24 protein-coding genes, 1 tRNA gene and 1 pseudogene are annotated in these 24,686 nt (G+C 59.9%); 21 read left to right on the top strand and 5 right to left on the bottom strand.

Features of this window, described 5'->3' with window-relative positions:
- Nucleotides 1-269 (bottom strand): helix-turn-helix domain-containing protein (locus JN12_RS19310; RefSeq protein ID WP_170241898.1); only part of this gene is annotated, 269 nt, incomplete at its 3' end.
- Nucleotides 270-365: 96 nt separating this feature from the next.
- Here JN12_RS19310 and JN12_RS19315 point away from each other — a divergent pair.
- Genes JN12_RS19315 through JN12_RS19335 form a run of 5 tightly spaced genes read left to right on the top strand, consistent with a single transcriptional unit; the run spans nt 366 to nt 7,060 of the window.
- Nucleotides 366-1,343 carry a GDP-mannose 4,6-dehydratase gene (locus tag JN12_RS19315; RefSeq protein WP_145025854.1) on the top strand — a complete coding sequence of 326 codons (978 nt, stop codon included), beginning with the start codon at nt 366-368 and terminating at the stop codon, nt 1,341-1,343.
- On the top strand, nt 1,334-2,485 hold the full coding sequence (locus JN12_RS19320) for a glycosyltransferase family 4 protein (protein WP_145025856.1): 1,152 nt from the start codon (nt 1,334-1,336) through the stop codon (nt 2,483-2,485). The genes JN12_RS19315 and JN12_RS19320 overlap by 10 nt, the downstream gene beginning before the upstream one ends.
- Before the next feature lie 11 nt (nt 2,486-2,496).
- Nucleotides 2,497-3,465, top strand: a complete 969-nt coding sequence (locus tag JN12_RS19325) for a glycosyltransferase family 2 protein (RefSeq protein ID WP_246125930.1) — start codon at nt 2,497-2,499, stop codon at nt 3,463-3,465.
- Nucleotides 3,462-4,655 carry a glycosyltransferase family 4 protein gene (locus JN12_RS19330; protein ID WP_145025860.1) on the top strand — a complete coding sequence of 398 codons (1,194 nt, stop codon included), beginning with the start codon at nt 3,462-3,464 and terminating at the stop codon, nt 4,653-4,655. Before JN12_RS19325 ends, JN12_RS19330 begins: the two co-directional genes overlap by 4 nt.
- On the top strand, nt 4,652-7,060 hold the full coding sequence (locus tag JN12_RS19335; RefSeq protein WP_145025862.1) for a YfhO family protein: 2,409 nt from the start codon (nt 4,652-4,654) through the stop codon (nt 7,058-7,060). The genes JN12_RS19330 and JN12_RS19335 overlap by 4 nt, the downstream gene beginning before the upstream one ends.
- 107 nt (nt 7,061-7,167) lie before the next feature.
- Here JN12_RS19335 and proC read toward each other — a convergent pair whose 3' ends face one another.
- Nucleotides 7,168-7,989, bottom strand: a complete 822-nt coding sequence (gene proC, locus JN12_RS19340) for a pyrroline-5-carboxylate reductase (protein WP_281287751.1) — start codon at nt 7,987-7,989, stop codon at nt 7,168-7,170.
- Between the two features lie 213 nt (nt 7,990-8,202).
- On the opposite strand from proC, the gene JN12_RS19345 reads away from it, so the two are divergent.
- From JN12_RS19345 to speA, 3 genes are all read left to right on the top strand, one after another.
- The gene (locus JN12_RS19345) at nt 8,203-9,396 is read left to right on the top strand and encodes a saccharopine dehydrogenase family protein (RefSeq protein WP_145025864.1); all 1,194 of its coding nucleotides are present in this window, start codon (nt 8,203-8,205) and stop codon (nt 9,394-9,396) included.
- A 75-nt stretch (nt 9,397-9,471) separates the two neighbouring features.
- Complete coding sequence (gene nspC, locus JN12_RS19350) at nt 9,472-10,620, top strand: carboxynorspermidine decarboxylase (protein WP_145025866.1); 1,149 nt, start codon at nt 9,472-9,474, stop codon at nt 10,618-10,620.
- A 38-nt stretch (nt 10,621-10,658) separates the two neighbouring features.
- A complete protein-coding gene (gene speA, locus JN12_RS19355) occupies nt 10,659-12,569 on the top strand; it encodes an arginine decarboxylase (RefSeq protein WP_145025868.1) in 1,911 nt (636 codons plus the stop codon).
- Nucleotides 12,570-12,658: 89 nt separating this feature from the next.
- Here the strand turns inward: speA and JN12_RS19360 are convergent, their stop codons facing one another.
- A complete protein-coding gene (locus JN12_RS19360) occupies nt 12,659-13,099 on the bottom strand; it encodes a hypothetical protein (RefSeq protein ID WP_145025870.1) in 441 nt (146 codons plus the stop codon).
- A gap of 117 nt (nt 13,100-13,216) precedes the next feature.
- Complete coding sequence (locus tag JN12_RS19365; protein ID WP_145025872.1) at nt 13,217-14,803, bottom strand: glucose-6-phosphate isomerase; 1,587 nt, start codon at nt 14,801-14,803, stop codon at nt 13,217-13,219.
- A gap of 252 nt (nt 14,804-15,055) precedes the next feature.
- Between JN12_RS19365 and JN12_RS19370 the strand changes: the two genes are divergently transcribed.
- From JN12_RS19370 to ychF, 9 genes are all read left to right on the top strand, one after another.
- A complete protein-coding gene (locus tag JN12_RS19370) occupies nt 15,056-16,555 on the top strand; it encodes a lytic transglycosylase domain-containing protein (RefSeq protein WP_145025874.1) in 1,500 nt (499 codons plus the stop codon).
- Nucleotides 16,556-16,600: 45 nt separating this feature from the next.
- Nucleotides 16,601-17,362, top strand: a complete 762-nt coding sequence (locus JN12_RS19375; protein WP_145025877.1) for a tetratricopeptide repeat protein — start codon at nt 16,601-16,603, stop codon at nt 17,360-17,362.
- Complete coding sequence (gene ispE, locus JN12_RS19380) at nt 17,359-18,204, top strand: 4-(cytidine 5'-diphospho)-2-C-methyl-D-erythritol kinase (protein ID WP_145025880.1); 846 nt, start codon at nt 17,359-17,361, stop codon at nt 18,202-18,204. The genes JN12_RS19375 and ispE overlap by 4 nt, the downstream gene beginning before the upstream one ends.
- Before the next feature lie 21 nt (nt 18,205-18,225).
- Nucleotides 18,226-18,300: transfer RNA gene (locus JN12_RS19385), tRNA-Gln, on the top strand.
- Nucleotides 18,301-18,372: 72 nt separating this feature from the next.
- The gene (locus JN12_RS19390) at nt 18,373-18,861 is read left to right on the top strand and encodes a DUF2155 domain-containing protein (protein ID WP_211360587.1); all 489 of its coding nucleotides are present in this window, start codon (nt 18,373-18,375) and stop codon (nt 18,859-18,861) included.
- Nucleotides 18,862-19,042: 181 nt separating this feature from the next.
- Complete coding sequence (locus JN12_RS19395; protein ID WP_145025883.1) at nt 19,043-19,987, top strand: ribose-phosphate pyrophosphokinase; 945 nt, start codon at nt 19,043-19,045, stop codon at nt 19,985-19,987.
- 59 nt (nt 19,988-20,046) lie between these two features.
- The gene (locus tag JN12_RS19400; protein WP_145025885.1) at nt 20,047-20,637 is read left to right on the top strand and encodes a 50S ribosomal protein L25; all 591 of its coding nucleotides are present in this window, start codon (nt 20,047-20,049) and stop codon (nt 20,635-20,637) included.
- A gap of 23 nt (nt 20,638-20,660) precedes the next feature.
- On the top strand, nt 20,661-21,236 hold the full coding sequence (gene pth, locus JN12_RS19405) for an aminoacyl-tRNA hydrolase (RefSeq protein ID WP_145025888.1): 576 nt from the start codon (nt 20,661-20,663) through the stop codon (nt 21,234-21,236).
- A gap of 110 nt (nt 21,237-21,346) precedes the next feature.
- Nucleotides 21,347-22,441, top strand: coding sequence for a redox-regulated ATPase YchF (gene ychF, locus JN12_RS19410; RefSeq protein ID WP_145025891.1), 1,095 nt, complete (start codon nt 21,347-21,349; stop codon nt 22,439-22,441).
- Nucleotides 22,442-22,512: 71 nt separating this feature from the next.
- Here the strand turns inward: ychF and JN12_RS19415 are convergent, their stop codons facing one another.
- Nucleotides 22,513-22,701, bottom strand: a complete 189-nt coding sequence (locus JN12_RS19415) for a hypothetical protein (protein WP_145025894.1) — start codon at nt 22,699-22,701, stop codon at nt 22,513-22,515.
- On the opposite strand from JN12_RS19415, the gene JN12_RS21270 reads away from it, so the two are divergent.
- From JN12_RS21270 to JN12_RS21275, 4 genes and pseudogenes are all read left to right on the top strand, one after another.
- A complete protein-coding gene (locus JN12_RS21270) occupies nt 22,663-22,803 on the top strand; it encodes a toxin-antitoxin system TumE family protein (protein WP_407925399.1) in 141 nt (46 codons plus the stop codon). The genes JN12_RS19415 and JN12_RS21270 overlap by 39 nt on opposite strands.
- Nucleotides 22,800-23,183, top strand: coding sequence for an HVO_A0114 family putative DNA-binding protein (locus JN12_RS19420; RefSeq protein ID WP_145025897.1), 384 nt, complete (start codon nt 22,800-22,802; stop codon nt 23,181-23,183). Before JN12_RS21270 ends, JN12_RS19420 begins: the two co-directional genes overlap by 4 nt.
- 31 nt (nt 23,184-23,214) lie before the next feature.
- A pseudogene (locus tag JN12_RS19425) lies at nt 23,215-24,354 on the top strand (ISL3 family transposase); the annotation flags it as partial.
- Nucleotides 24,355-24,589: 235 nt separating this feature from the next.
- Nucleotides 24,590-24,686, top strand: a 97-nt coding sequence (locus JN12_RS21275) for a hypothetical protein (RefSeq protein WP_407925400.1), incomplete at its 3' end; no start/stop codon positions are given.

A 24,686-nucleotide genomic window follows, 5' to 3' on the forward strand; every position in this document is an offset into this window, starting at 1 on the left:
GGTGGCTTCTCCCGCTGTTTCCGCTCAAGTGCAGCTTCGAGGCCATCTTCTACAAAACGCTTCTTCAGGTGTTCAATTGTCCGACTACTCACACCAAGTGCCTCTGCAGTATCAGCAACACTCCAGCCTGGACCATTATCACCGGCATCAGAAAGCAACAAGGCACGGGCGTGGACAAACCGCCTTGCGTGGGTCTTTCCACGCTTGGTTAAGGCTTCAAGATCTTTACGCTCCTGCTCGGTAAGTGTTACTCGGTATCTTGGCGACATGGTGGCCTCCTTGAATGAGTTACGCCAGTATGCCATATACCGCAATTAAACGAAATATTAAATGTTAAGTGGTACTAGGGAGGCAGAGCAAAACCGATGAAAAAAGCGCTGATAACGGGTATTGCCGGGCAGGACGGTTCCTATCTGGCGGAGCTGCTTCTGGCAAAAGGGTATGAAGTGCATGGCCTGGTCCGTCGGATCGCCATTGAGGACACGGAGCACAAGCTGAAAAACCTGCGGCATTTGCAGGAGAGGATCATTCTGCATGTCGCTTCCCTGGATAACGTGCTTTCCATCATAAAGGTAGTTAAAGAAGTGGTGCCGGATGAATGCTACCATCTGGCCGCTTCGAGCTTTGTCAGCTATTCGTTCGAGGACGAAATATCGATCCTCAACAACAACGTCAACAGCACCCACTATCTCCTGGCCGCCATCAAGGAGTTCGCTCCGCAGTGCCGGGTCTATTTCGCCGGCACCAGCGAGATGTTCGGCAATGTGGACCAATCACCGCAGGATGAGAACACCCCGTTCAACCCCCGCTCCATCTACGGTATCTCCAAGGTGGCCGGTTATCACCTGATGAAGAACTATCGCCTGCAATACGGCATGTTCGCCTGTTCAGGCATCCTGTACAATCACGAATCGCCCCGCCGGGGGTACGAATTCGTCACCAGGAAGATCGTCTCCACCGCGGTGAAGATCAAGCTGGGGATGCAGGATTCCCTCACCCTCGGCAACCTGGACGCCTACCGGGACTGGGGGTATGCACCGGACTACGTGCAGGCCATGTGGCTGATGCTCCAGGCGGACGCGCCCGACGACTACGTCGTCGCCACCGGGGAGACCCACAGCGTGCGGGAGTTCGTGGATACAGCCTTTTCCGCTCTGGGGCTGGACTACCGGGAATACGTCAGGGTGGACCCGAAATTTTTCCGTCCGGCAGAGTCGGTTCAGCTCTGCGGCAACCCGGGAAAAATCATGTCCCGGCTCAACTGGAAACGGTCGGTGCCATTTTCCGACATCGTGACGATGATGGTCGAGGATGACATGAGAAATCAGGCATCATGCAAGTAGGTCTTAACGCCATAAGTCTCTATCCCGGGGCCATCGGCGGGATGGAGACTTACTTTCGCAAGCTCCTCCAGTGGCTGCAGGTGATCGACCATGGGAATGACTATACGCTCATCTGCAACAGCAGCCACAAAGGCGAATTTCCCCTTGTCAATGCCCGCTTTTCATCGATTGGCTTCACGTATGAACAGGGCTCTTTCAACTGGTTCATTCGTGGCGTGCTGCGCAATGCGCTGGGGCTGGACCCGTTGCGGGGGCGGTTTAACCGGCTCGGCTGCGATGTCATTCACCATCCATTCAATGTGTTGAACCCGTTACAACTCAAGGTTCCTGCCGTGCTGACGGTAAATGACATACAGCACGAGTACTATCCGGAGTTCTTCACCTCGGCCCAGCTTTACAAAAGAAAGGCTGTTTTCAGGCCGTCGGTTGAAGAGGCGGCACGTATCATCACCATCTCGGAATTCACCAAGCAGTGCATTGTTGAAAAATATGGGGTGACGAGTGGAAAGATTGACGTCATCCACATCGGTTGCGGTGAAGAGTATCGGCCCATTTCCGATGTTGCGGCCCTGGCTGCGGTGAGGAAACGTTATGGGCTTGAGCGTCCGTTTATGTTTTATCCGGCGGCGACCTGGCCACATAAGAATCACGCGACTCTCCTGAAAGCCATAAAGCTGCTCAGGGACCGACACGCATTCGATGGGGAGTTGGTCCTTTCCGGGATTGCCATGCAGTCCCATTCGAAAATTCTTGCCGAGGTGGAAAGCCTTGGCTTAAGCGGTGCCGTGCGGGTGCTTGGCTATCTGCCATACGAAGAGCTGCCGTATATCTACAATCTTGCGGTTATGATGGTATTCCCCTCCCGCTTTGAAGGGTTTGGCATCCCGATCGTCGAGGCGATGGCCAGCGGCTGTCCCGTTGTCTGTTCCAATGTTACGTCATTACCGGAGGTTGCCGGTGATGCTACTGAACTTTTCGACCCCTCTTCCGTGGAAGAAATGGCAGAGAAGATTCGCCTGGTCTGGGAGAGCGAAGATATTCGTGCAGCCTTGCGGCTTAAGGGTATCGAGCGGTCCGGTCTGTTTGCCTGGGATGAGATCGCCAGGAAAACTCTTGCCGTGTATGGAAAGGCGTGCCGCTGATCTGCGCATCCTTGATAATCTTAAACTGGAACGGCCGACAGTACCTGGACGACTGCCTTGGTTCCCTGGCGGACCAGACCTTCCGCGACTTCGAGACCATTCTGGTGGACAACGGCTCCACCGACGGTTCGGCGGCCTATGTCCGAGAGCGGTTTCCGTGGGTACGGCTGGTGGAGCTGCCGGAGAACGTGGGATTCACCGGGGGGAACGACCAGGGGCTCAGGGCGGCGGCAGGGGAGTTCATCGTTACCCTGAACAACGACACCAAGGCCGACCCCGGGTTCCTGGAGGAGCTGCTCCGGCCGGCCCTGGCCGATCCGCGGATCGGGATGGTGGCGGCCAAGATGCTCAATTTTTATGATCCGGGGCGGATAGATTCGGTGGGGGTCAAGGTTGCCGGAAACGGCCTTGGGTACAACATCGGCGTGGGGGAGGAGGACGGGGGGCAGTACGACGAGCCGGCCGAGGTCTTCGGCCCCTGCGCCGGAGCGGCCCTCTACCGCCGGGTCATGCTGGACCAGGTCGGTTTCTTCGACCCGGAGTTCTTCGCCTACTACGAAGACCTGGACCTGGCCTGGCGGGGCCGGCTGGCCGGCTGGCGCTGCGTCACCGCGCCGGGCGCGGTGGTCTACCACGTCCACTCCGCCACCAGCGGGAAGATGAGCCCGTTCACCGTCTACCAAGTCCAGCGGAACAAGTGGTTCACCCTGATCAAGAATTGGCCCGCCTCGCTCATCCTGCGCCAGCTGCCGTGGATCATCTCCTTCGACTTGGGGGCGCTCGTGCTGGCTCTCCTGAGGGGGCGGGGCTGGTCCGCCCTGCGGGCCAGGGCCGACGTGCTCCGCAGCCTGCCCCGGCTTCTCGCCAGGCGGCGAGCCGTCCAGGCCGGGCGCCGGTTGACGACAGCCGAGATCGCACGATTCCTGGTGCCGGCGGACCGGGCACTGTCGACCTTTGCCCGGAAGGTGGCGGAGCGGTGAAGATCGTTTTCCTGGCACCGTTCGGCATCCGCCCCAAAGGGACGGTCATCGCCCGGATGCTACCCCTGGCAGCGGAGCTGCAGCAGCTCGGACACCGGGTGACCATCGTTACCCCCCCCTACACCAACCCCGAGGACTCGGGGAAGGAGGAGGTCGTCAGGGGGGTGCTCCTTAGGAACGTCCGGCTGGGGCCGCGCAGCAAGGCCCTGTCCGCCCTGGCCCTGTCGTGGCGGCTCTTCCGGGCAGCCCTCGATGAAAAGCCGGACCTGGTCCACCTCTTCAAGCCAAAGGGGTACGCGGGGTTCGCGGCGATGCTCCTGCTCTTGCTGCGCCGGCTCGGCCTGCGGCTCCCGCCGGTCGTGCTGGATACGGACGATTGGGAGGGCCGGGGGGGGATGAACGACCTCCTCGACTATTCCTTGCTGGAAAAACGCCTGTTCGCGGCCCAGGAACAGTGGCTGCTCAGAAACGCCGCTGCCGTGACCGTGGCGAGCCGGGGACTGGAAGAGCAGGCAGGCGGGATGGGAATCCCGCCTGAGCAGCTCCTTTACCTCCCCAACTGCGTTGCCGCGGTGCCTAAAGGAAACGGGGCCGCGGTCCGTGAGCGGTTAGGGATCGGGCAGGAAGCACCGGTGGTTCTCCTCTATACCCGCTTCTTCGAATTCGAACAGCAGAGGCTCTACCGGGTGTTCGGGGAGGTCTGGCGCCGATTGCCGGCGGTCCGCTTCCTGGTGGTCGGCAAGGGGCGCCGCGGGGAGGAGGGGGAGCTGCTGGCCGCCGGCCGGGCCGGCGGTTTTGCCGAAGCCCTGCTGCTGGCGGGGTGGGTGGACCCGGCGGAACTCCCCGACTACCTGGCGGCCGGGGACGTCGCCATCTACCCCTTTGCCGATAATCTGGTCAACCGCTGCAAGTGCCCAGCCAAGCTGACCGAGCTGCTGATGGCCGAGAAGGCCGTGGTTGGGGACCGTGTGGGACAGGTGGCCGAGTACGTGAGGGACGGCGTCTCCGGTCTCCTCTGCGCTCCCGGCGACTGGGAGGTCATGACCGCGAGGACGGTGGAACTCCTGCGTGACCGGGAAGGGCGGCAAGCACTGGGCAAGGCAGGGCGGCAGTATCTACTGGAGCATTACAACTGGCGTGACTACTCCGGGCAACTGGAGAGATTCTACAGGGAGCATGTGAACCGATGAGCGAACGCAAGAAGGACCTCCTGGCTTTGGCCGGCATGCTGGCGATCCTGATACTCTTCTTTTCCCGGATACTTTTCACCGACAAGATCGTCCGGGCACCGGACATCATCAACGAGTTCCTCTGGACCGTGAAGGCGTACCGGGAGATGCCGCTACTCGATATCTTCCGGTTGAACCTGCATCCCACCTGGAACCTGTTCGTGAACAGCGGCACCTCCGATGGCGGCGGTTCGCTTTCCATGCAGTTTCTCTATCTCCGGAACCTTCTGCTGCACTTCATCCCCTTGCCGGCCAACATCGCCTGGTTCATGGTCGTGCATCTTTTTATCGGTGCCGCCGGGGTCTATGCCTGCTGCCGTCTGATCGGCACCGGTCGCTTCGCGGCCTTCTTCGCCGGGACAGTCTTCGCCCTGGCGCCGGAAAATGCCTCCCTGATCAATGCCGGCCACGTCATGAAGATCGCCACCATCTCCTTTGCGCCGTGGGCCTTCTACTGCTTTGAGAAAGGGTTCAGGACCAGGCGGACCTTCTGGTTCCTGGCCACGGCCGTGGTCCTCGCTTACCAGTTCTTTAACACCCACTGGCAGATCGCCTTTTACACCTGCCTCTGCATCGGTGCCTACGGCCTTTTCCGGTCGCTGATGCTCCTTGCCGACCGGGAGGAACGGTCTTCCTTCCCCCTGCCGCGGCTGCTGGGGATGAACCTGGTCGTGCTCCTCTTTTTCCTCTCCACGGTTTCCATGTCCCTGTTCCCGTTGGCCGACTGGTCCAAGGATACCAACCGCGGGGTGCAGAGCGGCGCCAACCAGGGGAAGGGGGGGCTCGACCGGGATGAGGCCATGTCCTGGTCCCTCCCTCCCGAGGAACTGGCCGGGTTCGTCATCCCCGGTTTCTTCGGGCTATCGCGCCAGGAGGCCGGGGAGAACCCCCTCAACATCAAGAGCTACTACTGGGGACGGATGGTCTTTACCCAGACGGTCAGTTACATGGGACTTCTTCCCTGGCTGCTGCTGCCACTGCCGCTGATATTCCGCCGCGACCGCTACACCTGGCTCGCCGTGGCCGGCATCGCCGGCGGCATCCTCTTTTCCATGGGGAAATACACGGTAGTCTACAACCTGCTGTACGACCATTTCCCCGGCATAAACCGTTTCCGGGTACCGAAGATGATGATGTTCGTCCCGGTCATGGGGCTGGCTATCCTGGCTGCGCGGGGGATCGACTGTCTGATGGACGCGGAGCTGCGGGAGACGAGAGGCTTTCGGCGCTACTTCCTGGGGATTGCGGCTGTGCCATTGCTGCTCCTCGCCCTCCTGGGGATCGAGGCCGGGGGGAAGGGGTACTGGCTTGCCAGGTTTGCCGAGATACTGAACCAGCCGACCCGTTACGAGCAGGGAGCCTACCTGGCAACGCAGCGCTGGGACAACCTGATGCTGGAGACCGGGATCGCCGCCGGCCTTGCCGCCCTGGCAGCAGGTACGTTCCGGCTCCTCGGCCGACCTGGCCGAACGCTGTCGTTACTCCCCGCGACGCTGCTGGTCCTTTATCTGGTGGACGTCGGGCGGATCAACGACAAGTTCCTGTTTCTGGTGCCGGCGCCAGCGGCTGCGGCCAGGTCGGCCAAGACGCCGGTAATGGATTACCTGCTTCGCGGTGGTGACCAGCACCGAACCCTGCCCATGACCGGCGGTGACCCGATGTTATACGTCACGAACCGGATACCGGTGTTGTTCACCTCCAACCCGGTCCAGCAGCAGCGCTGGCAGAATTTCCTCGATGCGTTCAACCTCGCGTCACCAATGCCGGAGCTGATGAATGTCCGGTATCTGGTCTATCCCGCGGCCCAATATGCCCAGGAACAGGCGCAACTGGGCGACAAGTACGTCCCGGTTTTCCAGTCGCCGGACGGCAGCGAGGTGGTGCTGGAAAACCGGACGGTCATGCCCAAGGCCTGGCTGGTCCCATCGGTGCTGAGTGTTGCCCAACCCCAGCAGGCCCTGGGTATCATGCAGAGCCCGCAATTCGACCCACGGCGGCTTGCCCTGGTGGAGAGCCCGCCTTCCCTGCCAATGGCCCCTCCGGAATCGGCACCTGCAGCAGGAGTGGGGACTGTCCAACTCAAACGGTACGAAGGGGAACATATCGACCTTGCGGCTTCTACTGCCGCCAATGCCCTGCTGGTGCTGGGTGAGAAGTACTACAAGGGATGGAAGGCAACGGTGGACGGCAAACCGGCCGAGATTCAACGGGTTGACTATATCCTGCGGGGGGTCTATCTGCCGCCGGGAAACCATGAGGTGCGGTTCGTCTTCGATCCGCTACCGTTCAAGGTGGGGAAATATCTGACCCTGGCATCATTCGCGCTGTTTGCGACAATGCTGGTAAGGGAGTGGAGACGGCGGTGACTAGTGACTGGTGACTCGTGACTGGTAAATGCGAAAGGCTGGGAGAGTCTTCTTCCGGCCTTTACCTGAGGGGGGAAGAGCATTACGTTTCCCCAGTCCCCACTGCCTTACTTCCCCAATTCCTTTGCCCTTGCCGTGGCCGCGTCAACGGCATTCATGATCGTGGCGCGGAAGGCTCCTTGCTCCAGAGCACGCAGACCGGCAATAGTGGTGCCGCCGGGTGATGTTACCTGGTCCCGCAGGACTGCCGGGTGCTCTCCGGTTTCCTTGAGCAGGCGGGCCGTGCCGAGTACGGTCTGAATGGCCAGGGACAAGGCAACATCCCTTGGCAGGCCGTTTTCCACCCCGGCGTCGGCAAGCGCCTCCACAAACGTCATCACATAAGCCGGACCGCTGCCGGAGAGGCCCGTGACGGCGTTCATCAACTTCTCGTCAACCACACTGCAACTGCCGGTAAGGGTAAAGATTCTTTCGACAATGGCGATGTCTTCATCGGTGGCCAGACTGCCGCGGCACACTGCGGACGCACCGGCCATGACCAGGGCCGGTGTGTTGGGCATGACGCGAACAACACGGACCGGTTTCGGGAAGGTCGCCTCGATGGCGGCGCACTGGGTGCCTGCCATGATGGACACCAGGAGGGTGTCGTCCGGAAGCAGATCTGCCAGGTGTACCAGGACCCGTGCCGCCACCTGTGGCTTGATGGCCAGAAGTAGGATGGGAGTGCCGACCAAGTCCCTGTTCTCTGCCGTCACCTGCACATGATAACGGTCAACGAGATATTCACGTCTCTTGACCAACGGCTCGGCGACGAGAATGTCGCTCGGCGTTACGCCGCCGGTCAAAAGCCCCCGGATGAGCGCCTCCGCCATATTGCCGCCGCCGATGAAGCCTATTTTTTTGCCTTTCAGCAGACTCTCACTGTTCACTTGCATCCCCCATTCCGATCCTTCTGTAAGCCATTTTCCGTTGGTACTCAATTTTTCGTGTAAAGTCAATTGGTTTCAATCGGTTGGTCGGTGGCTGGCGTGCCGATACCAGCCGAAGGAAAATCATTGACAGCAGAAAGTGTATATACTAAACCTCAAAGGTTACATTCTGTCCAGGCAAAACCAGTTCTCAGTGACTCAGCGGAGGTATTCATGAGCAAAGTTCTGATCATCGGCGCCGGCGGCGTCGGCCAGGTTGTTACCCACAAGTGTGTCCAGCGCCGGGACATCTTCAGCGAAATCACCCTGGCCTCGCGGACCAAGGCCAAGTGTGACACCATTGCCGCCCAGCTCGATGGCAGCATCAGGACTGCCCGGGTTGATGCCGACAATGTTCCCGAACTGGTGGCGCTGATCAAGCAGGTGCAGCCGAAACTGGTGATCAACGTGGCGCTCCCCTATCAGGACCTGCATATCATGGATGCCTGTCTGGAAACCGGCGTGGACTATCTCGACACCGCCAACTACGAGCCGCTGGATACTGCCAGGTTCGAGTACTCCTGGCAGTGGGCCTACCAGGACCGCTTCAAAGAGAAAGGCATCATGGCGCTGCTCGGTTCCGGGTTCGATCCGGGCGTCACCAACGTGTACACCGCCCTGGCGGCCAAGAAGTACCTGGACGTGGTGGAGGAGATCGATATCATCGACGCCAATGCCGGCAGCCACGGCCAGCCGTTTGCCACCAACTTCAACCCGGAGATCAATATCCGGGAGGTGACCGCTACCTGTCGCCATTGGGAGAATGGGCAGTTTGTCGAGAGCGCACCGCTTGCCACCAAGCGGGTCTTCGATTTCCCCGAGGGGATCGGGCCGATGAACATCTATCGCCTGTACCACGAGGAGATGGAGTCGATCGTCAGGCATATCCCCACTATTAAGAAGGCCCAGTTCTGGATGACCTTCTCCGACAACTACCTGAAGCACCTGGAGGTGCTGCAGAATGTCGGGATGACCCGCATCGACGAAGTGGAGTTTGGCGGCCAGAAGATCGTGCCGATCCAGTTCCTCAAGGCGCTTCTCCCCGATCCGGGGAGCCTCGGGCCGCTGACCAAGGGGAAGACCTGCATCGGCGTCATCGCCCGCGGCACCAAGGATGGGAAGCGGAAACAGGTCTACATCTACAATATCTGCGATCACGAGGCCTGCTACAAGGAAGTCCAGTCCCAGGCGATCAGTTACACCACCGGCGTGCCGGCCGTGGTCGGCGCCATCATGATGCTGACCGGGAAGTGGCACGGTCAGGGGGTCTGGAACATGGAGCAGTTCGATCCGGAGCTGTTTCTGGAGGTGCTGGGACCGATGGGGCTGCCGACGGTGGTTGTGGAAGGGGAATGGCCGGAATTGTAGGGGCGAACCTCGTGTTCGCCCTTTACTTGAATGCGGGCGATCACAAGGATCGCCCCTACGACATCAGGAAAACCATTGACCGGTATCGACATCGACAAAATCCTGCACCTCGCCCCATCCCCCGCTTACGTGGTGGACCTGGGGCGGCTGCGCCACAACCTGGCCATTCTGGACGAGGTGCAGCGGCGCTCCGGCGCGAAGATCCTGCTGGCACTAAAGGCCTTTGCCATGTGGTCGGTTTTTCCGGTCATCCGCGGAACCCTGCAGGGCGTCTGCGCTAGTTCGCCGTGGGAGGCGCGGCTCGGCCGGGAGGAGTTCGGCCGGGAGGTGCACTCCTTTGCCGCCGCCTTCAAGGAATCGGATGTTGCCGAGTTGCTCCAGGTCTCCAACCACCTGGTGTTCAACTCATTCAATCAACTGGAGCGGTTCCGACCGTTGTGGGGAAAAAGTGGCGTCTCCATCGGTCTGCGGGTGAACCCGGAGCATTCGGAAGGGCATACCGCCATCTACGACCCCTGCGCCCCCAACTCCCGACTCGGCATCCCGCGCCGAGAGTTCGACGGCAGGTCGCTTGAGGGGATCGAAGGACTCCACTTCCACACCCTCTGCGAGCAGCTGTTCGAGCCGCTGGAACGGACTGCCAGGGCATTTGAGGAAAAGTTCGGCCAGTTCCTGCCGCAGATGAAATGGCTCAACCTGGGGGGCGGCCACCACATCACCCGCGAAGGGTACGACATCGATGCTCTGGTGGAACTGGTGCGGTACTTCAAGGGGAAGTACGGCGTAGAGGTCTACCTTGAACCGGGGGAGGCAATCGCCATCGGTACCGGCATCCTGGTCGGCGAGGTGCTGGACGTGGTGCACAACGAGATGGATATTGCCATCCTGGACGTCTCGGCCACCTGCCACATGCCGGACATCCTGGAGATGCCCTACCGACCCGGCATCACGGGCGGTTTTGATCCGGGCGAGAAGCCGTACACCTGCCGCCTGGGCGGACCGTCCTGTCTGGCCGGCGACATCATCGGCGACTGGTCTTTTGAAAGACCGCTCAAGGCAGGCGACCGGCTGGCCTTCGAGGACATGGCCCACTACACCATGGTAAAGACCACTACCTTCAACGGTATCCAGCACCCGGCCATCTGTACCTGGGAGCCGGAGACGGGCGAGCTGAAGGTGGTGCGACGCTTCGGCTACGAGGATTTCAGGAGCAGGTTGTCGTAGGAGATGCATTAATACAGCGAAAGCAACGGGGATTTTCTATGTCCGAACGCTGGTCGATTAACGATTCTGCCAAGATCTACAACCTGGACAACTGGGGTGCCGATCTCTTTTCCATCAACAAGAAGGGGAACGTCTGTGTCCACCCCTCGTCCAGTTCCAAGAGCTCCATAGACCTGCGGGCACTGGTGGATGACCTGATCAAGCGCAAGATCAAGCCCCCCATCCTGCTCCGCTTCATGGATGTGCTGCAGGGGCGGATCGCCAGCATCAACCGGGTTTTCAGGAACGCCATTGCCGAGAACGACTACCCGGCAAAGTACCAGACCTTCTATCCGATCAAGGTGAACCAGCAGCGGCAGGTGGTGGAGGCTATCGCCAGCTACGGCAAGCGGTACAACATCGGCCTGGAGGTCGGCTCCAAGCCGGAACTGGTGGCCGGCATCTCCATCTCCAGCGGCAACAACCTTCCCATTATCTGCAACGGCTACAAGGACACCGAGTACATCGAGACCGTCCTCTACGCCACCAAGGTCGGTTACGACATCACCCTGGTGGTCGAAAAGCTGTTCGAACTGGAGAAGATCATCGAGCTGGTGAAGCGGACCGGCATCCAGCCAAAGCTGGGTATCCGGGTCAAGCTTTCTTCCAAGGGGACCGGCAAGTGGGCCACCTCCGGCGGCGAGGACGCCAAGTTCGGCTTGCGGATGTCGGAAATCATCGCCGCCATCGATCTCCTGGAGGAAAACGGCCTGATCGATCAGGTGAAACTGATCCACTTCCATATCGGCAGCCAGATCACCAAGATCGACAAGATCAAGACCGCCCTGATCGAAGGGGCGCGGGTCTATGCCGAGCTGCGCAAACTGGGGGTGGGAATCGAATACGTGGATATCGGCGGCGGTCTCGGGGTGGACTACGATGGCTCCAAGTCCAGCTACTTCTCATCCGTCAACTACTCCATCGACGAGTACGCCAACGACGTCATCTACCAGATCAAGAACATCTGCGACGATGCCGGCGTGGAGTGTCCCAACATCATCTCCGAGTCGGGCCGGGCCACGGTCGCCCACTATTCGGTGCTGGTGACCAATGTGCTCAACACCAACACCCAGCGCCTGACCCCTGATTTCGAGGAGGACCTGACCACGGCGGAGAAGCTGGCGCCGACCGTCAAGAAGCTGGTGGACATCCACAAGAGCATCGACCGCTATTCTCTCCGGGAGGACTACCACGACACCCTGCAACTGATCCAGGAGGCGGTGAGTCTGTTCAATCTCGGCTACCTCACCCTGCAGGAGCGGGCCATGGCCGAGTGGCTCTACGGCAAGATCATCAAGAAGATCAACAGCATCGTGGAGAAGATCAAGCCGATCCCGGAGGAGTTGCAGAACTTCCAGCTGGCCCTGCGCCAGACCTACTTCGCCAACTTTTCCCTGTTCCAGTCGGTCCCCGACTCCTGGGCCATCGACCAGCTCTTCCCGATCGTGCCGCTGCAGCGGCTGAACCAGAAGCCGGACGTCATCGCCTCCATCGCCGACATCACCTGCGATTCGGACGGCGAAATCACCAGTTTCGTCGGCGAGAACGGCCGGACCAAATTTCTGCCGTTGCACAAGATGCGAAAAGACGAGGATTACTACATCGGCTTTTTCCTGATCGGCGCCTACCAGGAGATCCTGGGGGACCTGCACAACCTGTTCGGCGACACCAATGCCGTTCACATCACCTTCAACAAGAAGACCGGCTACATGATCGATACGGTCATCAACGGGGATGCCTGCTGGGAGAGCCTGAAATACGTGCAGTACAAGGGACCGGAGATCCTCAAAAGGGTCCGTGAGCATCTGGAGAAGGGGGTGGCGAAGCGTCTGGTCTCCATCGAGGAGAGCAGCCACTTCATCGAGCTCCTGGACCGGACCCTGCTGGGGTATACCTACCTGGGGGAATAACGGACAAAAGGTTTGAGCAGACAAAGGCCCCTGGCATTCCGCGAAGGAATACCAGGGGCCTTTTTGTTGCCTGTCTCCCGGGAGGGCGACTACTTGGCCGGCGCTTCCGCCGGCTTCATCTGGTGGGCCTTGTTTCTATCCTGCATCCGTTCCCGCATGGCATCGTGTTTCTTCTGCTGCTCAGGGGTCAGGATCGGCCGGATCTTTTCAAAGGTAGCGCCGTGGAGTTCCTTCATTCGGGTGCGGCGTTCGGCGCCGGTGAGCTTTTCGTTGTCGGTCGCCTTCAGTTGGGCCGCCTCCTCATCGAGGATCGGCTTGATCTTCTCCTGCTGCTCCGTGGTCAGCCCGAGGTTAGTGGTAAGGCGTTGGAGGTGGCGGGCGGGGTCGGGCTGGCCCATCCCTTCTCCCCGGTGCATCATCTTCGGTCTTCCCTGCGGCGGTTCACCGGTCTGGGCCATTGCCTGTCCGGCCAGGAGTGACAGGCTGAGCACTCCTGCCAGCATGATGGCCAATCGTTTCGTTCTGTTCATGATAGATCTCCTTTCGTACTTCAGATTTATGCCATAAAAAACGGACGACTTCCCGGTTGGTTGACAACGGGGGAAGAAAAGCGACCACGCTGAAGATATTCGTGTCGTCGATCGCGGTTACCCGCTGAACCGACTCTGCCAGAGCGGCTCCTGCGGTATCATGGTGATGCCGTGGTCCGGGTTGGCGGTGGCGTGGCGCAGGATATGGAAGACGGCTTCCGCCTGATCTGCCTTGCCGAGCGCCGTAGCGGCCTCGTCGGCGGTCAGCTTCTCGCCGGGGCGCGACCGGAGAAGAGCGAAAAGATCTTCTTGAAGTTTCAGCACCACGCCGGCCGCCTTCTTGCCCGCTTCCACTCCGGGCTGGTGGTAGGCATTGATGCCGACCAGGCTGGCATAGAAACCAACGGCCCGCTCGTACAGGGCGATGAGCACCCCGATGGTTCGGGCGTCCAGTTCGTCCACGCTGATGGTGAGCGATTCCCGTCCCTTTTCGGCCAGGGCTTGGCGGGTCCCCTGAAGAAAACTGAAGAGGTAATCGCCGCTGGTCACCTCCGGCTCGACGGCCAGAGATGCCCCGGCCCGGTCCTTCAGCACCTGGATGAAGGTGACGAAGAAGTTGGGCACCCCTTCCCGGAGTTGCTGCACATAGGCGTGCTGGTCGGTGGAGCCCTTGTTGCCGTAGACTGAGATACCCTGGTTGACCACCCGGCCGGTCAGGTCCAATTCCTTGCCGATGGATTCCATGATGAGCTGCTGGAGATAGCGGGAGAAGAGCAGGAGGCGGTCCCGGTAAGGCAGGACGACCATATCCCTGGCGCCGCGGCCGTCGGTGGCATGGTGCCACATCAGGGCCAGCAGTGCCGCCGGGTTTTTGCGGGTTTCCGGGCAACGGGTGAGGGTGTCGCAGGCTTGCGCCCCGTCCAGGAGCCCGGCGATGTCGATCCCCTGGAGGGCTGCCGGCAGGAGCCCCACCGCCGACGTGACCGAGGTCCGGCCGCCGACCCAGTCCCACATGGGAAAGCGGGCGAGCCACCCTTCACTGACAGCGGTTTGATCCAGTTCGCTCCCGGCCCCGGTCACGGCCACGGCATATCCGGGGAAGGCCAGGCCGGCCCGCCCGTAGGCGACCCTGGCTTCCAGCATGCCGTTTCTGGTCTCCTTGGTGCCGCCGCTCTTGGAAATGACCACGGTCAGGGTTTCCGTCAGGCCGGAACCGATCTCTGCCAGGACCCGGTCCATCCCGTCCGGGTCGGTGTTGTCGAAAAAGTACGGTTTCATCCGGTCAGCAGGCGAACCGAGTGCATCGGCCACGAACTGTGGGCCCAGTGCCGATCCACCGATGCCGATCACCAGCAGGCGGCGAAACGGTGTGCCGGCCGGCGTGGTAATGGCAGCCTCATGGATGTCGGCGGCGAACTCCCGTACCGCCCGGACGGTGAACTCGATCTCGGTCGTGATCTCCGGGGTTGGAGCCAGCTTCGGGGCGCGCAGCCAGTAATGTCCCACCATCCGGCCTTCGTCGGGATTGGCGATGGCACCGTGCTCCAGTTCGGCCATGGCGGCATAGGCCTGCTGCATGGCCGGTTCCATGCGGGGGAAAAAGTCGGTGCCGAACTGCATGCGGCTGATATCCAGGGTCAGACCTATCCCGGTACAGACGCAGAGGTGTTCCTGAAAACGTTTCCATAGCTCCTGAGAAGTCATCGTGTTCTCCTGTAAGGGCGCAGCATGTCCCGCCCCCGCGATTTCGAAATGTGGCACCGGATCAGTTGTCTCCCTGTCCTGCCGTTGCGGCCATAAAGTAATACCACATCAGTTCCCGGCCGCAACGGTCGGAACCGGTCAGGGATGCCCGATTTGACACGGTGGGAAAATTCCTCTATACTGCGCCATCTTTTTCAATGTAGCCGCCCGGGTGCCGGATTTCCGCTCCAGTGGTGCGGCGGTGGACCCCCAATGCAGCAGATCCTCCCCCTTCTTTTTATCATGTTCATGGCAGTACCCTGCGTTGCCGCCCAGCGTCCGGAACTGCCGGCCACTCCTCCGGCCGACGAGGCGATGCTCACGACCCGCACCGCCACGGTGGCCTCCCTGGGGCGGGAGGCAGAGCTGTACCGGTCCCTGGGGCTTACCGACAGCGAGACCTTTGCCGCCGAAGAGAATCCGGCGCACCTTGTTGACGAGATTGAACTCAGTTTTCCCCAGATCGAGCTTCCGGAATCCGACATCCCGCTCACCCTGAACGGCAAGGTCGAGTACTTCGTCAACTACTTCCGGACCAGGGGGCGTTCCTTCTTTGCCCGCTGGCTCTCCCGTTCCGAACGGTACATCCCGCTCATGAAGGAGGTCCTCAGGAAGGAAAAGCTTCCCGAAGACCTGGTCTACCTGGCCATGATAGAGAGCGGTTTTACTCCCCACGCCGTATCCGTGGCCAGCGCCGTGGGCCCCTGGCAGTTCATGTCCGGCACCGGCAAGCGCTACTCCCTGCGGATCGATCCGTGGATCGACGAGCGGAGAGATCCGCTGAAATCGTCCATTGCCGCGGCCCTGTACCTGAAGGAGCTTTACGCCCTGTTCAACAACAACTGGTACCTGGCTGCAGCAGGCTATAACGCCGGCGAGAACAAGATCCTCCGGGCCATCGACAAGTACAACAGCCGTGATTTCTGGGAACTGACCAAGGGGTCGTACCTGAAGCGTGAGACCAAGGATTACGTTCCGAAGCTGCTGGCAGCGGCCATTATCGCCAAGGAGCCGGCCCGTTACGGGTTCGCCGACGTGGCCTACCTGCCGCCGCTGGAGCTGGACACGGTAACCATTCCCTCCCGGACCGATCTGGAACTGGTCGCACGCATCACCGACGTACCGTATCCGGTCCTCAAGGAGCTCAACCCGGAGCTTCGCCGCTGGTGCACTCCGCCGGATTATGCCAACTACCAGTTGAGGCTTCCGAAGGGGAAAAAGGGGCTCTTTGAGGCTGAATACGCAAAGATCCCGGAGAACAAGCGCTATAGCGAGCGGATCGTCTACACCCGCTACCGGCCGAAGAAGCGGGAGACCCTGGCCGCCGTGGCCAGGCGGTTCAATACCTCGGTCGAGTCCCTGGCTGAAGCGAACCACCTGAAGAGCACGGCCCGACTGCGGGGCAAGACGATCCTGGTACCGGTCACAGTGGAGAAATCGCCGGACAAACCGGCTGAACAGGCACCGCTGCTTGCCGCTGCTGCCGTGAACACGGTGGCGAAGGCCGACCCGCAGGAAACGAAGCGGTTCTACACGGTGAAAAAGGGTGATACCCTGGCATCGCTGGCCCGGCGGTTCAATGTCTCGGCCAGGATTCTCGCCGCCTGGAACAACATCCGGGAGCGGGTGGCCCTGCGGCCCGGCAAGCGGCTCATTGTTGCCAAATACGTGGACAAGGATGCTCTGCCGGGCAGCAGCGAAGAGAAGAGTTGATCGTTTATTATCCTGAATCGTCTCAAAAAGGGGTTTAGTCTCAGTATGTACAATATCATCATCTCCGTTGCCCTCGTCGTTGTCACGTTCCTGGTCCTGAAGCTCGCAGTGGGGCTTTCCTGGTGGCTCTCCCTGCTCATCGGCCTCGTTCTGGGTCTTGGAGCCTTTGCCCTCCTCAGCCGCTACGTCATGAAGAAGGTCGAGGCGATCATGTCGTCGGCCATGAAGGATCTGCAGACCCAGCGGGTCACCAGAAAGGAGATGCAGTTGCAGTTGGTGGACAAGGCGATCCGGGAGATGCAGCCTGCCCTGCAGTACGGCAAGTGGCAGATCTATGTGACCGGCCAGGTCAATTCGGCCATCGGCATGCTCCACTACATCAAGCGCGATTTCTCCACCGCCTTTCCATACCTGCAGAAGGGGTTCTTCAAAAACTGGGTCACCATGGGGATGCTGGCGATCAGCTACATGAAGCGGAACAAGCGGGACAAGATGAAGGATGCCTTTGAAAAGGCCGTGCTCGGCACCCCCAGGGAATCCCTGCTCTGGGCGCTCTATGCCTGGTGTCTGGCCGATGGTGGCGACACGGACAAGGCAAAGGATGTTTTGGAGCGGGGGTTGAAGAAGGTCGCCGGCGACGAGAACCTGACCCAGAACCTGGCACTCCTGAAGGACGGGAAGCGGATGAAGATGACCGGTTACGGCGAGATGTGGTACCAGTTCCACCTGGAGAACCCGGCCACTATCCAGAAGCAACAGATGGCCGCCATGGGCGGCGGGATGCGGCGGCGGGTCATCCGCAAATGAAGAGTCTTACCCTGAAAGCCCCTGCCAAGGTCAATTACCGCCTGGATGTCCTCAGTCGCCGCCCCGACGGCTATCATGAGCTGCGCATGATCATGCAGCGGATTGGCCTGTGCGATGAGATCACCATCACGGTAAACGACCAGCCGGGGATCGAGGTGTTCTGCGGGAGGGAAGGGGTGCCCGACGGCCCGGACAACATCGCCTGGCGGGCGGCCGATGCGCTGCTCAGGCGCAGTGGCCGCCGGGAAGGTCTCACCATCCGGATCGACAAGCGGATTCCGGTAGCTGCCGGTCTCGGTGGCGGGAGCAGTGACGGAGCCTCGGTCCTCATGGGGGTAAACGAATTGCTCGGTCTCGGACTTTCCGACCGGGAATTGATGGCCATCGGCGTGACCCTGGGTGCTGACGTGCCATTCTTTATCTTTCAGCGGCCCGCCCTGGCCGAGGGGATCGGCGAGCGGCTCACCGCCCTGGAACGGACTCCCGATGCCTGGATTGTCCTGGTGAACCCGAACATTCATGTCTCCACCGCATGGGTCTATCAAAATTTACAATTGACAGACAAAGGTGAACCGGCTAAATTACCGTCCTTCATTGGGGGGATTGCCGAGCTTTCCGCGCTCCTGGCCAATGATCTGGAGGCGGTCACCATCGGCCGGTTTCCGGTTATCAACGAGATTAAGGAGCAACTCCTGGCAGCAGGGGCACAAAGTGCCATGATGTCCGGGAGTGGACCCACGGTCTTCGGTCTGTTCGAGGACGAGCGGGTTGCGCGGCGCTCTGCTGAGGAGATCGCCCGTCGCGAGGGGTGGTTCACGGCGGCGGTTCCTACGCTCAACTAGGTCTGTTTCAGGCAAATTTATTGGGGTGTCGCCAAGCGGTAAGGCACCGGATTTTGATTCCGGCATTCCCAGGTTCGAATCCTGGCACCCCAGCCACACTTATTACCAGGCACCGGCCCTAAACGGCTTCGGTGCCTTTTTTGTCATCTTCGGCAAGGAGAATTGCGGATGAAATTATTGAAGCTGGTATTGGCGGTTATGCTGGTTGTCCCGCTGGTCATGGTTGGTTGTACGAAGAAAGAGGAAAAGGCCGAGCCGGCCAAGCCGTCGGAGGGTGCGGTGATCAAAAAGGAGACCGTGGTCAAGGTCCCGGAGGAGATAAAGGGGAAGTGGAAGGGTGTTACGCTGGCCCTTAAGGAGAAACAGGGCGATAAGGTCCGGACGTATTCCGTGGATATCGGTTCAACCCTGAGCGTTCCGGGCTCCGACCTTTCCATCAAGGTGCTCAACTTTTTCCCCCATTTCATCATGGAGGGGATCAATCTCACCTCCAAGTCGAATGAAACCAAAAATCCCGCTGTAGAAATCAGGATCTATCAGGGGGATAAAGAGCTGTACCATGGCTGGGTGTTTGCAAATTATCCGACCACGAATCTGCCTAAAGAACTCACGTTCGACCTGGGGCTGATAGGGGCAATGCCGGCGGGTAACGAATAGTGGGAATGCGCATCTCGCCCTGACGATTGGGAGCCGCGTTCGCTCAAACGGTCCGTTTTTCTTGTTGACTTTAGCTGGCCCGTAAGGTAAAAAACTGATTTCCCAGAGGGAATTTAGTCGATCCCCTCAACCTCCGTAACACATTCCGGCCCGGCAGCGGGCCTTTCTCTTGGCGGTCGCGATGCACGACAGGATAAAGATTTTCTCCGGTAATTCCAATCCCGGCCTGGCAGAAAAAATCTGCACCAGTCTGGGGCTTACCCTCGCTACGGCAAAGGTCCGGACCTTTTCCGACGGCGAGATCATGGTGGAGATTGGCGAGAATGTGCGGGGGCGGGATGTCTATATCATCCAGTCCACCTGTAATCCGACCAACAACAACCTGATGGAGCTCCTGATCATGATGGACGCCCTGAAACGGGCATCCGCCGATACCATCACCGCCGTGATCCCGTACTACGGGTATGCCCGTCAGGACCGCAAGGCAGCCCCCCGCACGCCAATCACCTCCAAGCTGGTGGCTGACCTGGTCACTACCTCGGGTGCTGACCGGGTGGTTACCGTTGACCTGCACGCCGGTCAGATCCAGGGCTTCTTCAATATCCCGGTGGACAACCTCTACGCCGCTCCGGTTATCCTGGAGCATCTGCGCAAGCGGTTCTCGGATGGCGGTGTTGTGATGGTCTCCCCCGATGCCGGTGGCACCGAGCGGGCGCGGGCCTTTGCCAAGCGTCTGAACTGCACCCTGGCGGTGATCGACAAGCGGCGTACCGCACCGAACGTGGCCGAAGTGATGCATCTGATCGGCGACGTGCGTGGCAAGGTAGCCGTCATTCTGGACGACATGATCGATACGGCCGGAACCCTTACCCAGGCAGCCACTGCCCTGAAGGAGCATGGTGCCACCGCCATTTTTGCCTGTGCCACCCACGGGGTTCTTTCCGGACCGGCCATCGAGCGGATCAACGGTTCGGCCATTCAGGAAGTGATCATTACCGACACGATCCCGTTGGGGGATAAAACGGCCGCTACCCAGAAAATCACGGTGCTGAGCGTTGCCGATCTCCTTGCCGAAGCCATCCGGCGCATACACGAAGACGAATCGGTCAGTTCCCTCTTTGTTTAGGGTCCGGGCCGTAGCCGTACCAATACGCAGCAAATTTCCACCGAGTGGAGGCAATAATAATGGAACAGAAGCAACTGAATATCGAGCTGCGCGACAAAACCGGTAAGGGGATTTCCCGTCAGCTCAGGATAAAGGGGCTTGCCCCAGCCGTGGTGTACGGCAAGGGGATCGAGCCGGTAGCCGTCAGTGTCAACGCCAAGGAGTTTTTCTCGGCCGTTGCCGGCGAAGGCGGGCAGAACACCCTGATCACCCTGCAGGGTGGCGGTGCTCTGAACGGCACCGTGGTGATCGTTGCCGACATCAACCGCGAAGCGATCAAGGGCGGTCTCCGTCACGTGGACTTCCACAAGATCGCTCTCGACGAGAAGGTCAAGGTCGAGGTTTCGGTTCGTGTCGTCGGTAGCGCCAAAGGGGTAAAGGACGGCGGTCTGCTGGACCAGGCCCTCCACAAGCTGCAGATCGAATGTCTCCCTACCGCTATTCCGGAACATCTTGACGTGGACGTTACCGAGCTCACCATCGGCCACTCCATCCATGTGGGCGAGCTGAAGCTTCCTGCCGGCGTGAAGGTCCTCGATGATGCCAAGGCTTCGGTAGCCACCATCCTCGGCCGGGCCAAGGAAGAGGCGGCGCCGGAGGCCAGCGCCTAGTCGTTTAGTCGGACCGATACGTCATGTCAACAAAACTGATCGTGGGGCTGGGGAATCCCGGCCCCAAATATTTATGGACCCGCCACAACGCGGGTTTCATAGTTTTGGACCGCTTTTCCGGACAGGCCGGGATCGGTGTCACGCGCACGTCCTTTTCCGGGCTGTATGGCGAAGGGAACTACCGCGGGCACCGGCTGCTGCTGCTCAAGCCCCAGACCTTCATGAACCTCTCCGGGCGGGCGGTGGCCGAGGCGCTCCGCTTCCACAAGCTCACTCCGGCAGACCTGATAGTCATCCATGACGACCTGGATATCCCCTTTGGCAGCCTCAAGGTTAAAGAGGGTGGCGGCCACGGTGGCCACAACGGCCTGCGGTCGCTGGCCCAGGAACTGGGCGACAACGGCTACCTCCGGATCAGGATCGGCATCGGCCGGCCGGCCCATGGCGATGTCACCGGCTACGTGCTCCAGAACTTCACTCCCCAGGAGATGCAGAGTGTTCCGCACCTGGTGGACGGGGCCGTAGATGCGCTGGAGATGCTTCTGGACGCAGGGGTTGCCAAGACCATGAGCCTGTTCAATAACAAGGAATTTGTGTAGTAGCGGCGACTGGAGACTGGAACATCCCTGTGTACCTGCCCAAGCTCCGCTTGTCAGTCCTTTTGTCACGGCAGTAGCCAACTTTCATCACGCAACAAAAAGGAACGTTCATGGGTTTCAACTGCGGCATTGTTGGGCTCCCCAACGTGGGGAAATCGACCATTTTTAACGCCCTGACCGCGGCCGGCGCCGAGTCGGCCAACTACCCCTTCTGCACCATCGATCCCAATGTGGGGATTGTTCAGGTCCCTGATCCCCGTCTTGATCAGTTGGCTGCGATCGTGAATCCGGAAAGGATACTGCCGACCACCATCGAGTTCGTCGATATTGCCGGCCTGGTAAAGGGAGCGAGTCAGGGCGAAGGGCTCGGTAACAAGTTTCTCGGCCATATCCGGGCGGTTGATGCCATTGTCCATGTGGTTCGCTGTTTTGACGACGAGAACGTGGTGCATGTGAACGGCAGCGTTGCCCCCCGCCGGGACATCGAGGTGATCCAACTGGAGCTGGCCCTGGCCGACCTGGATACGGTGGAAAAACGGCTGCAGCGGGCCGAAAAGCTCGGACGCAGTGGCGACAAGAAGGCCAAGGACGAGGTGGAGTTCTGCCTGCGGCTCAAGGGGCTGCTGGAAAAGGGGCTGCCGGCCCGGGGCGTTGCCGAGAGCGAAGAGGAAAGCCTGGTCCTGCGCGACATGCACCTCCTGACCGACAAGCCGGTCCTGTACGTGGCCAACGTGGCCGAGGACGATCTGGACGGGAAGCATCCGTTCGTTGCCGAGGTCGGGGAACTGGCAGCTGCCGAAGGTGCCCGGATGGTAACGATCTGCGGCCGGATCGAGGCGGAGATCTCCGAACTGGACGCGGATGAGAAGCATGAATTCCTGGCCGGCATGGGGCTGGAGGAGTCGGGTCTCGATCGCCTTATCAGGCGTGGTTACGAACTCCTTGGACTCATTACCTACTTCACGGCCGGCAAGAAAGAGGTGCGGGCCTGGACCATTCCGGTCGGCACCAAGGCCCCCCAGGCGGCCGGAGTCATCCACAGCGACTTTGAAAAAGGGTTCATCCGTGCCGAGGTGATTGCGTTTGCGGACTTCATCGCCGCAGGCGGCGAAGCCGGGGCCAAGGAAAAAGGGCTGATGCGACTGGAAGGGAAGGAGTATGTGGTGAATGACGGGGACGTCATGCACTTCCGGTTCAACGTCTGACATTGTTTCATATACAGAAGGCAAAGGGGCAGGCCTGCGCGAGCAGCCTGCCCCTTTCTTTTGGCCATGCGTCAGAGCGTGGGCATCAGAGCGTATGGGAGAGCCGCCTCCCCGCCGACATGCTGCTGACCCGCCAGCGGCACGAACTCTTTCGCCTCAAAGTTCGTCGCCATGCTCCAGGCCTGGGCCACCGGCTCTATTTCGGCCGGCGTGGTGAATGCCTGGTACGCTTCGACAATGAGCAGGGTAAAGGCAACCATAAGCACGTCTCGGGTGAGGAAGTTCCGTACGTCTTCCGGGACATTCCCTCGCTCCTGAAGGATTTCCGCGACGAGATCGAACGGGCAGGAGGCGCAATATGAACCGCACAATCGGGATAAAGGGCAAACAGGATTTCTTCGCGGAGCTTGAACGGGACTGGACGGCAATCGACAAGGGGGAGAAGGTCCCGGGGCCGATCCACCGGGTCTTTTTCGAGTCGGCGGAGGTGTTGTCGAAGGTCATCACCCGGCAGCGGCACAACCTTCTGAAGACGCTCCACGCCAACGGCCCCTTGACGGTCCGGGCTTTGGCAGCGCTCCTTGAGCGGGACAAAAACGTGTATGAGGATGTGAAAATACTTGAGGAATCAGGCCTAATAGAGCGCGACAGCAAGAATCGTATCGTTGCCCCGTACGAAAAGTTGACGATTGGGAGAGGAACTGGTGTCGGAGAGGAACTGGTGTCGCGTCTACACTTTTGACAAATGTGTAATGTGTAGACGCGACACCGACAGCACGCGCTTAGACATCAAGATTGGCTTTCAGCGCGGCGCGACCTTCGCTTGCCCTGTCTGTGGTGCGCCCGCGCCGGCATATGATACGAGCGAGAAAACGTGGCGGCATTTGAATTTCTTTCAATATGAGGCATACCTGACTGCCCGCGTGCCTCGGGTTAAGTGTCCCAATGCCGCCTGTGGAGTGAAGCAGGTTCAGGTTCCCTGGGCACGTACCGGCTCCGGCTTTACGCTTCTTTTCGAGGCCCTGGTCATGGCCTTGGTTCGTGAGATGCCCGTCAAAGCGGCGGCCGCCCTTTTAGGCGAACACGACACCCGCATCTGGCGTGTTCTCGATCATTACGTACAGAGTGCTCGTGCTCAAGCCGATTACTCGGCAGTCAAGCGTGTCGGTATCGATGAAACCTCTGCCCGCAGAGGACAGGATTACATCTCCCTCTTCTTCGATCTAGACCAGCGACGCCTTTTGTTCGGAACCGCAGGGAAAGACCATGAGACCGTCAAGTCATTCACGGAGGATCTCAAGGCCCACGGCGGCGCGCCAGAAAACGTTACCGCTGCCTGCATCGACATGTCAAAGGCGTTCATCAAAGGCATCAGGGAGGCCCTGCCCAACGCCGAGATCACCTTTGATCCGTTCCACTTGATTCAACTCATGAACGATGCCTTGGGCAAGGTCCGGGCGGAAGAGTCCCAGCTCTTCCCGGAACTTTTGCATGGCAGTCGCTTTGCCTTCTTGAAGAACCCCGAGAACCTGACCGAGAAGCAGAACGAAACTTTGACCAAGCTCAGCCACTACCGCCTCAAGACTGCCAAAGCCTATCTGATCAAACTGGCCCTTCAGGATGTCTACTTCGCCCCCACCCGCGAGGATGCCGAAATGCTTCTCAAGACTTGGTACAATTGGGCGATCCGCTGCCAGATAGAACAGGTAAAGAAGGTGGCCAGAACTGTCAAAGATCATTGGAACGGGATACTGGCCTGGTTCAACAGCAAGCTCTCAAACGGTTTCCTGGAGGCAGTTAACGGCCTTATTCAGGCTGCCAAGAGAAGGGCCAGAGGGTACCGCTCTACGAAGAATCTCATCAACATGGCTTACCTTATCGCTGGTAAGCTCGATTTCAGGCTACCCACGTAGCGCAGCGAGGAGCCTGTCGCGTCTACACTTTTGACAAATGTGTAATGTGTAGACGCGACACCGACACACCTGCGACACCGACACACCTGCGACACCGACACACCTGTGAACGGTTGCGCCGCACAGTTCCACCGTATGGTCACCAGGATGGGCGATTCCCTGGAGCAGACGGGGGAGGCGGAGAAGGAGACAGAACTGTCCGAAAGGGCCATCGATACGGATTCACATCGAGGAGCTGTATCGACGGCTCATGCTCTGCTACCGTCAGACAGGCCGGGAGACGGAGGCGGGGGCCGTTTATCGCCGCTGCTGTGGGACTCTTGCAGCCATCG

It is taken from the genome of Geobacter argillaceus, assembly GCF_007830735.1.
Classification (GTDB): domain Bacteria; phylum Desulfobacterota; class Desulfuromonadia; order Geobacterales; family DSM-12255; genus Geomobilibacter; species Geomobilibacter argillaceus.

What these genes read in the sequence shown, in the direction of transcription:
- JN12_RS19360 (WP_145025870.1), bottom strand. Translation starts at nt 13,099, where the DNA reads ATGAACAGAACGAAACGATTGGCCATCATGCTGGCAGGAGTGCTCAGC.
- JN12_RS19335 (WP_145025862.1), top strand. Translation starts at nt 4,652, where the DNA reads ATGAGCGAACGCAAGAAGGACCTCCTGGCTTTGGCCGGCATGCTGGCG.
- JN12_RS19345 (WP_145025864.1), top strand. Translation starts at nt 8,203, where the DNA reads ATGAGCAAAGTTCTGATCATCGGCGCCGGCGGCGTCGGCCAGGTTGTT.
- speA (WP_145025868.1), top strand. Translation starts at nt 10,659, where the DNA reads ATGTCCGAACGCTGGTCGATTAACGATTCTGCCAAGATCTACAACCTG.
- JN12_RS19420 (WP_145025897.1), top strand. Translation starts at nt 22,800, where the DNA reads ATGAACCGCACAATCGGGATAAAGGGCAAACAGGATTTCTTCGCGGAG.
- JN12_RS19415 (WP_145025894.1), bottom strand. Translation starts at nt 22,701, where the DNA reads ATGGTTGCCTTTACCCTGCTCATTGTCGAAGCGTACCAGGCATTCACC.
- JN12_RS19320 (WP_145025856.1), top strand. Translation starts at nt 1,334, where the DNA reads ATGCAAGTAGGTCTTAACGCCATAAGTCTCTATCCCGGGGCCATCGGC.
- JN12_RS19400 (WP_145025885.1), top strand. Translation starts at nt 20,047, where the DNA reads ATGGAACAGAAGCAACTGAATATCGAGCTGCGCGACAAAACCGGTAAG.
- JN12_RS19315 (WP_145025854.1), top strand. Translation starts at nt 366, where the DNA reads ATGAAAAAAGCGCTGATAACGGGTATTGCCGGGCAGGACGGTTCCTAT.
- JN12_RS19390 (WP_211360587.1), top strand. Translation starts at nt 18,373, where the DNA reads ATGAAATTATTGAAGCTGGTATTGGCGGTTATGCTGGTTGTCCCGCTG.
- pth (WP_145025888.1), top strand. Translation starts at nt 20,661, where the DNA reads ATGTCAACAAAACTGATCGTGGGGCTGGGGAATCCCGGCCCCAAATAT.
- JN12_RS19375 (WP_145025877.1), top strand. Translation starts at nt 16,601, where the DNA reads ATGTACAATATCATCATCTCCGTTGCCCTCGTCGTTGTCACGTTCCTG.
- ychF (WP_145025891.1), top strand. Translation starts at nt 21,347, where the DNA reads ATGGGTTTCAACTGCGGCATTGTTGGGCTCCCCAACGTGGGGAAATCG.
- JN12_RS19370 (WP_145025874.1), top strand. Translation starts at nt 15,056, where the DNA reads ATGCAGCAGATCCTCCCCCTTCTTTTTATCATGTTCATGGCAGTACCC.
- ispE (WP_145025880.1), top strand. Translation starts at nt 17,359, where the DNA reads ATGAAGAGTCTTACCCTGAAAGCCCCTGCCAAGGTCAATTACCGCCTG.
- JN12_RS19395 (WP_145025883.1), top strand. Translation starts at nt 19,043, where the DNA reads ATGCACGACAGGATAAAGATTTTCTCCGGTAATTCCAATCCCGGCCTG.
- JN12_RS19365 (WP_145025872.1), bottom strand. Translation starts at nt 14,803, where the DNA reads ATGACTTCTCAGGAGCTATGGAAACGTTTTCAGGAACACCTCTGCGTC.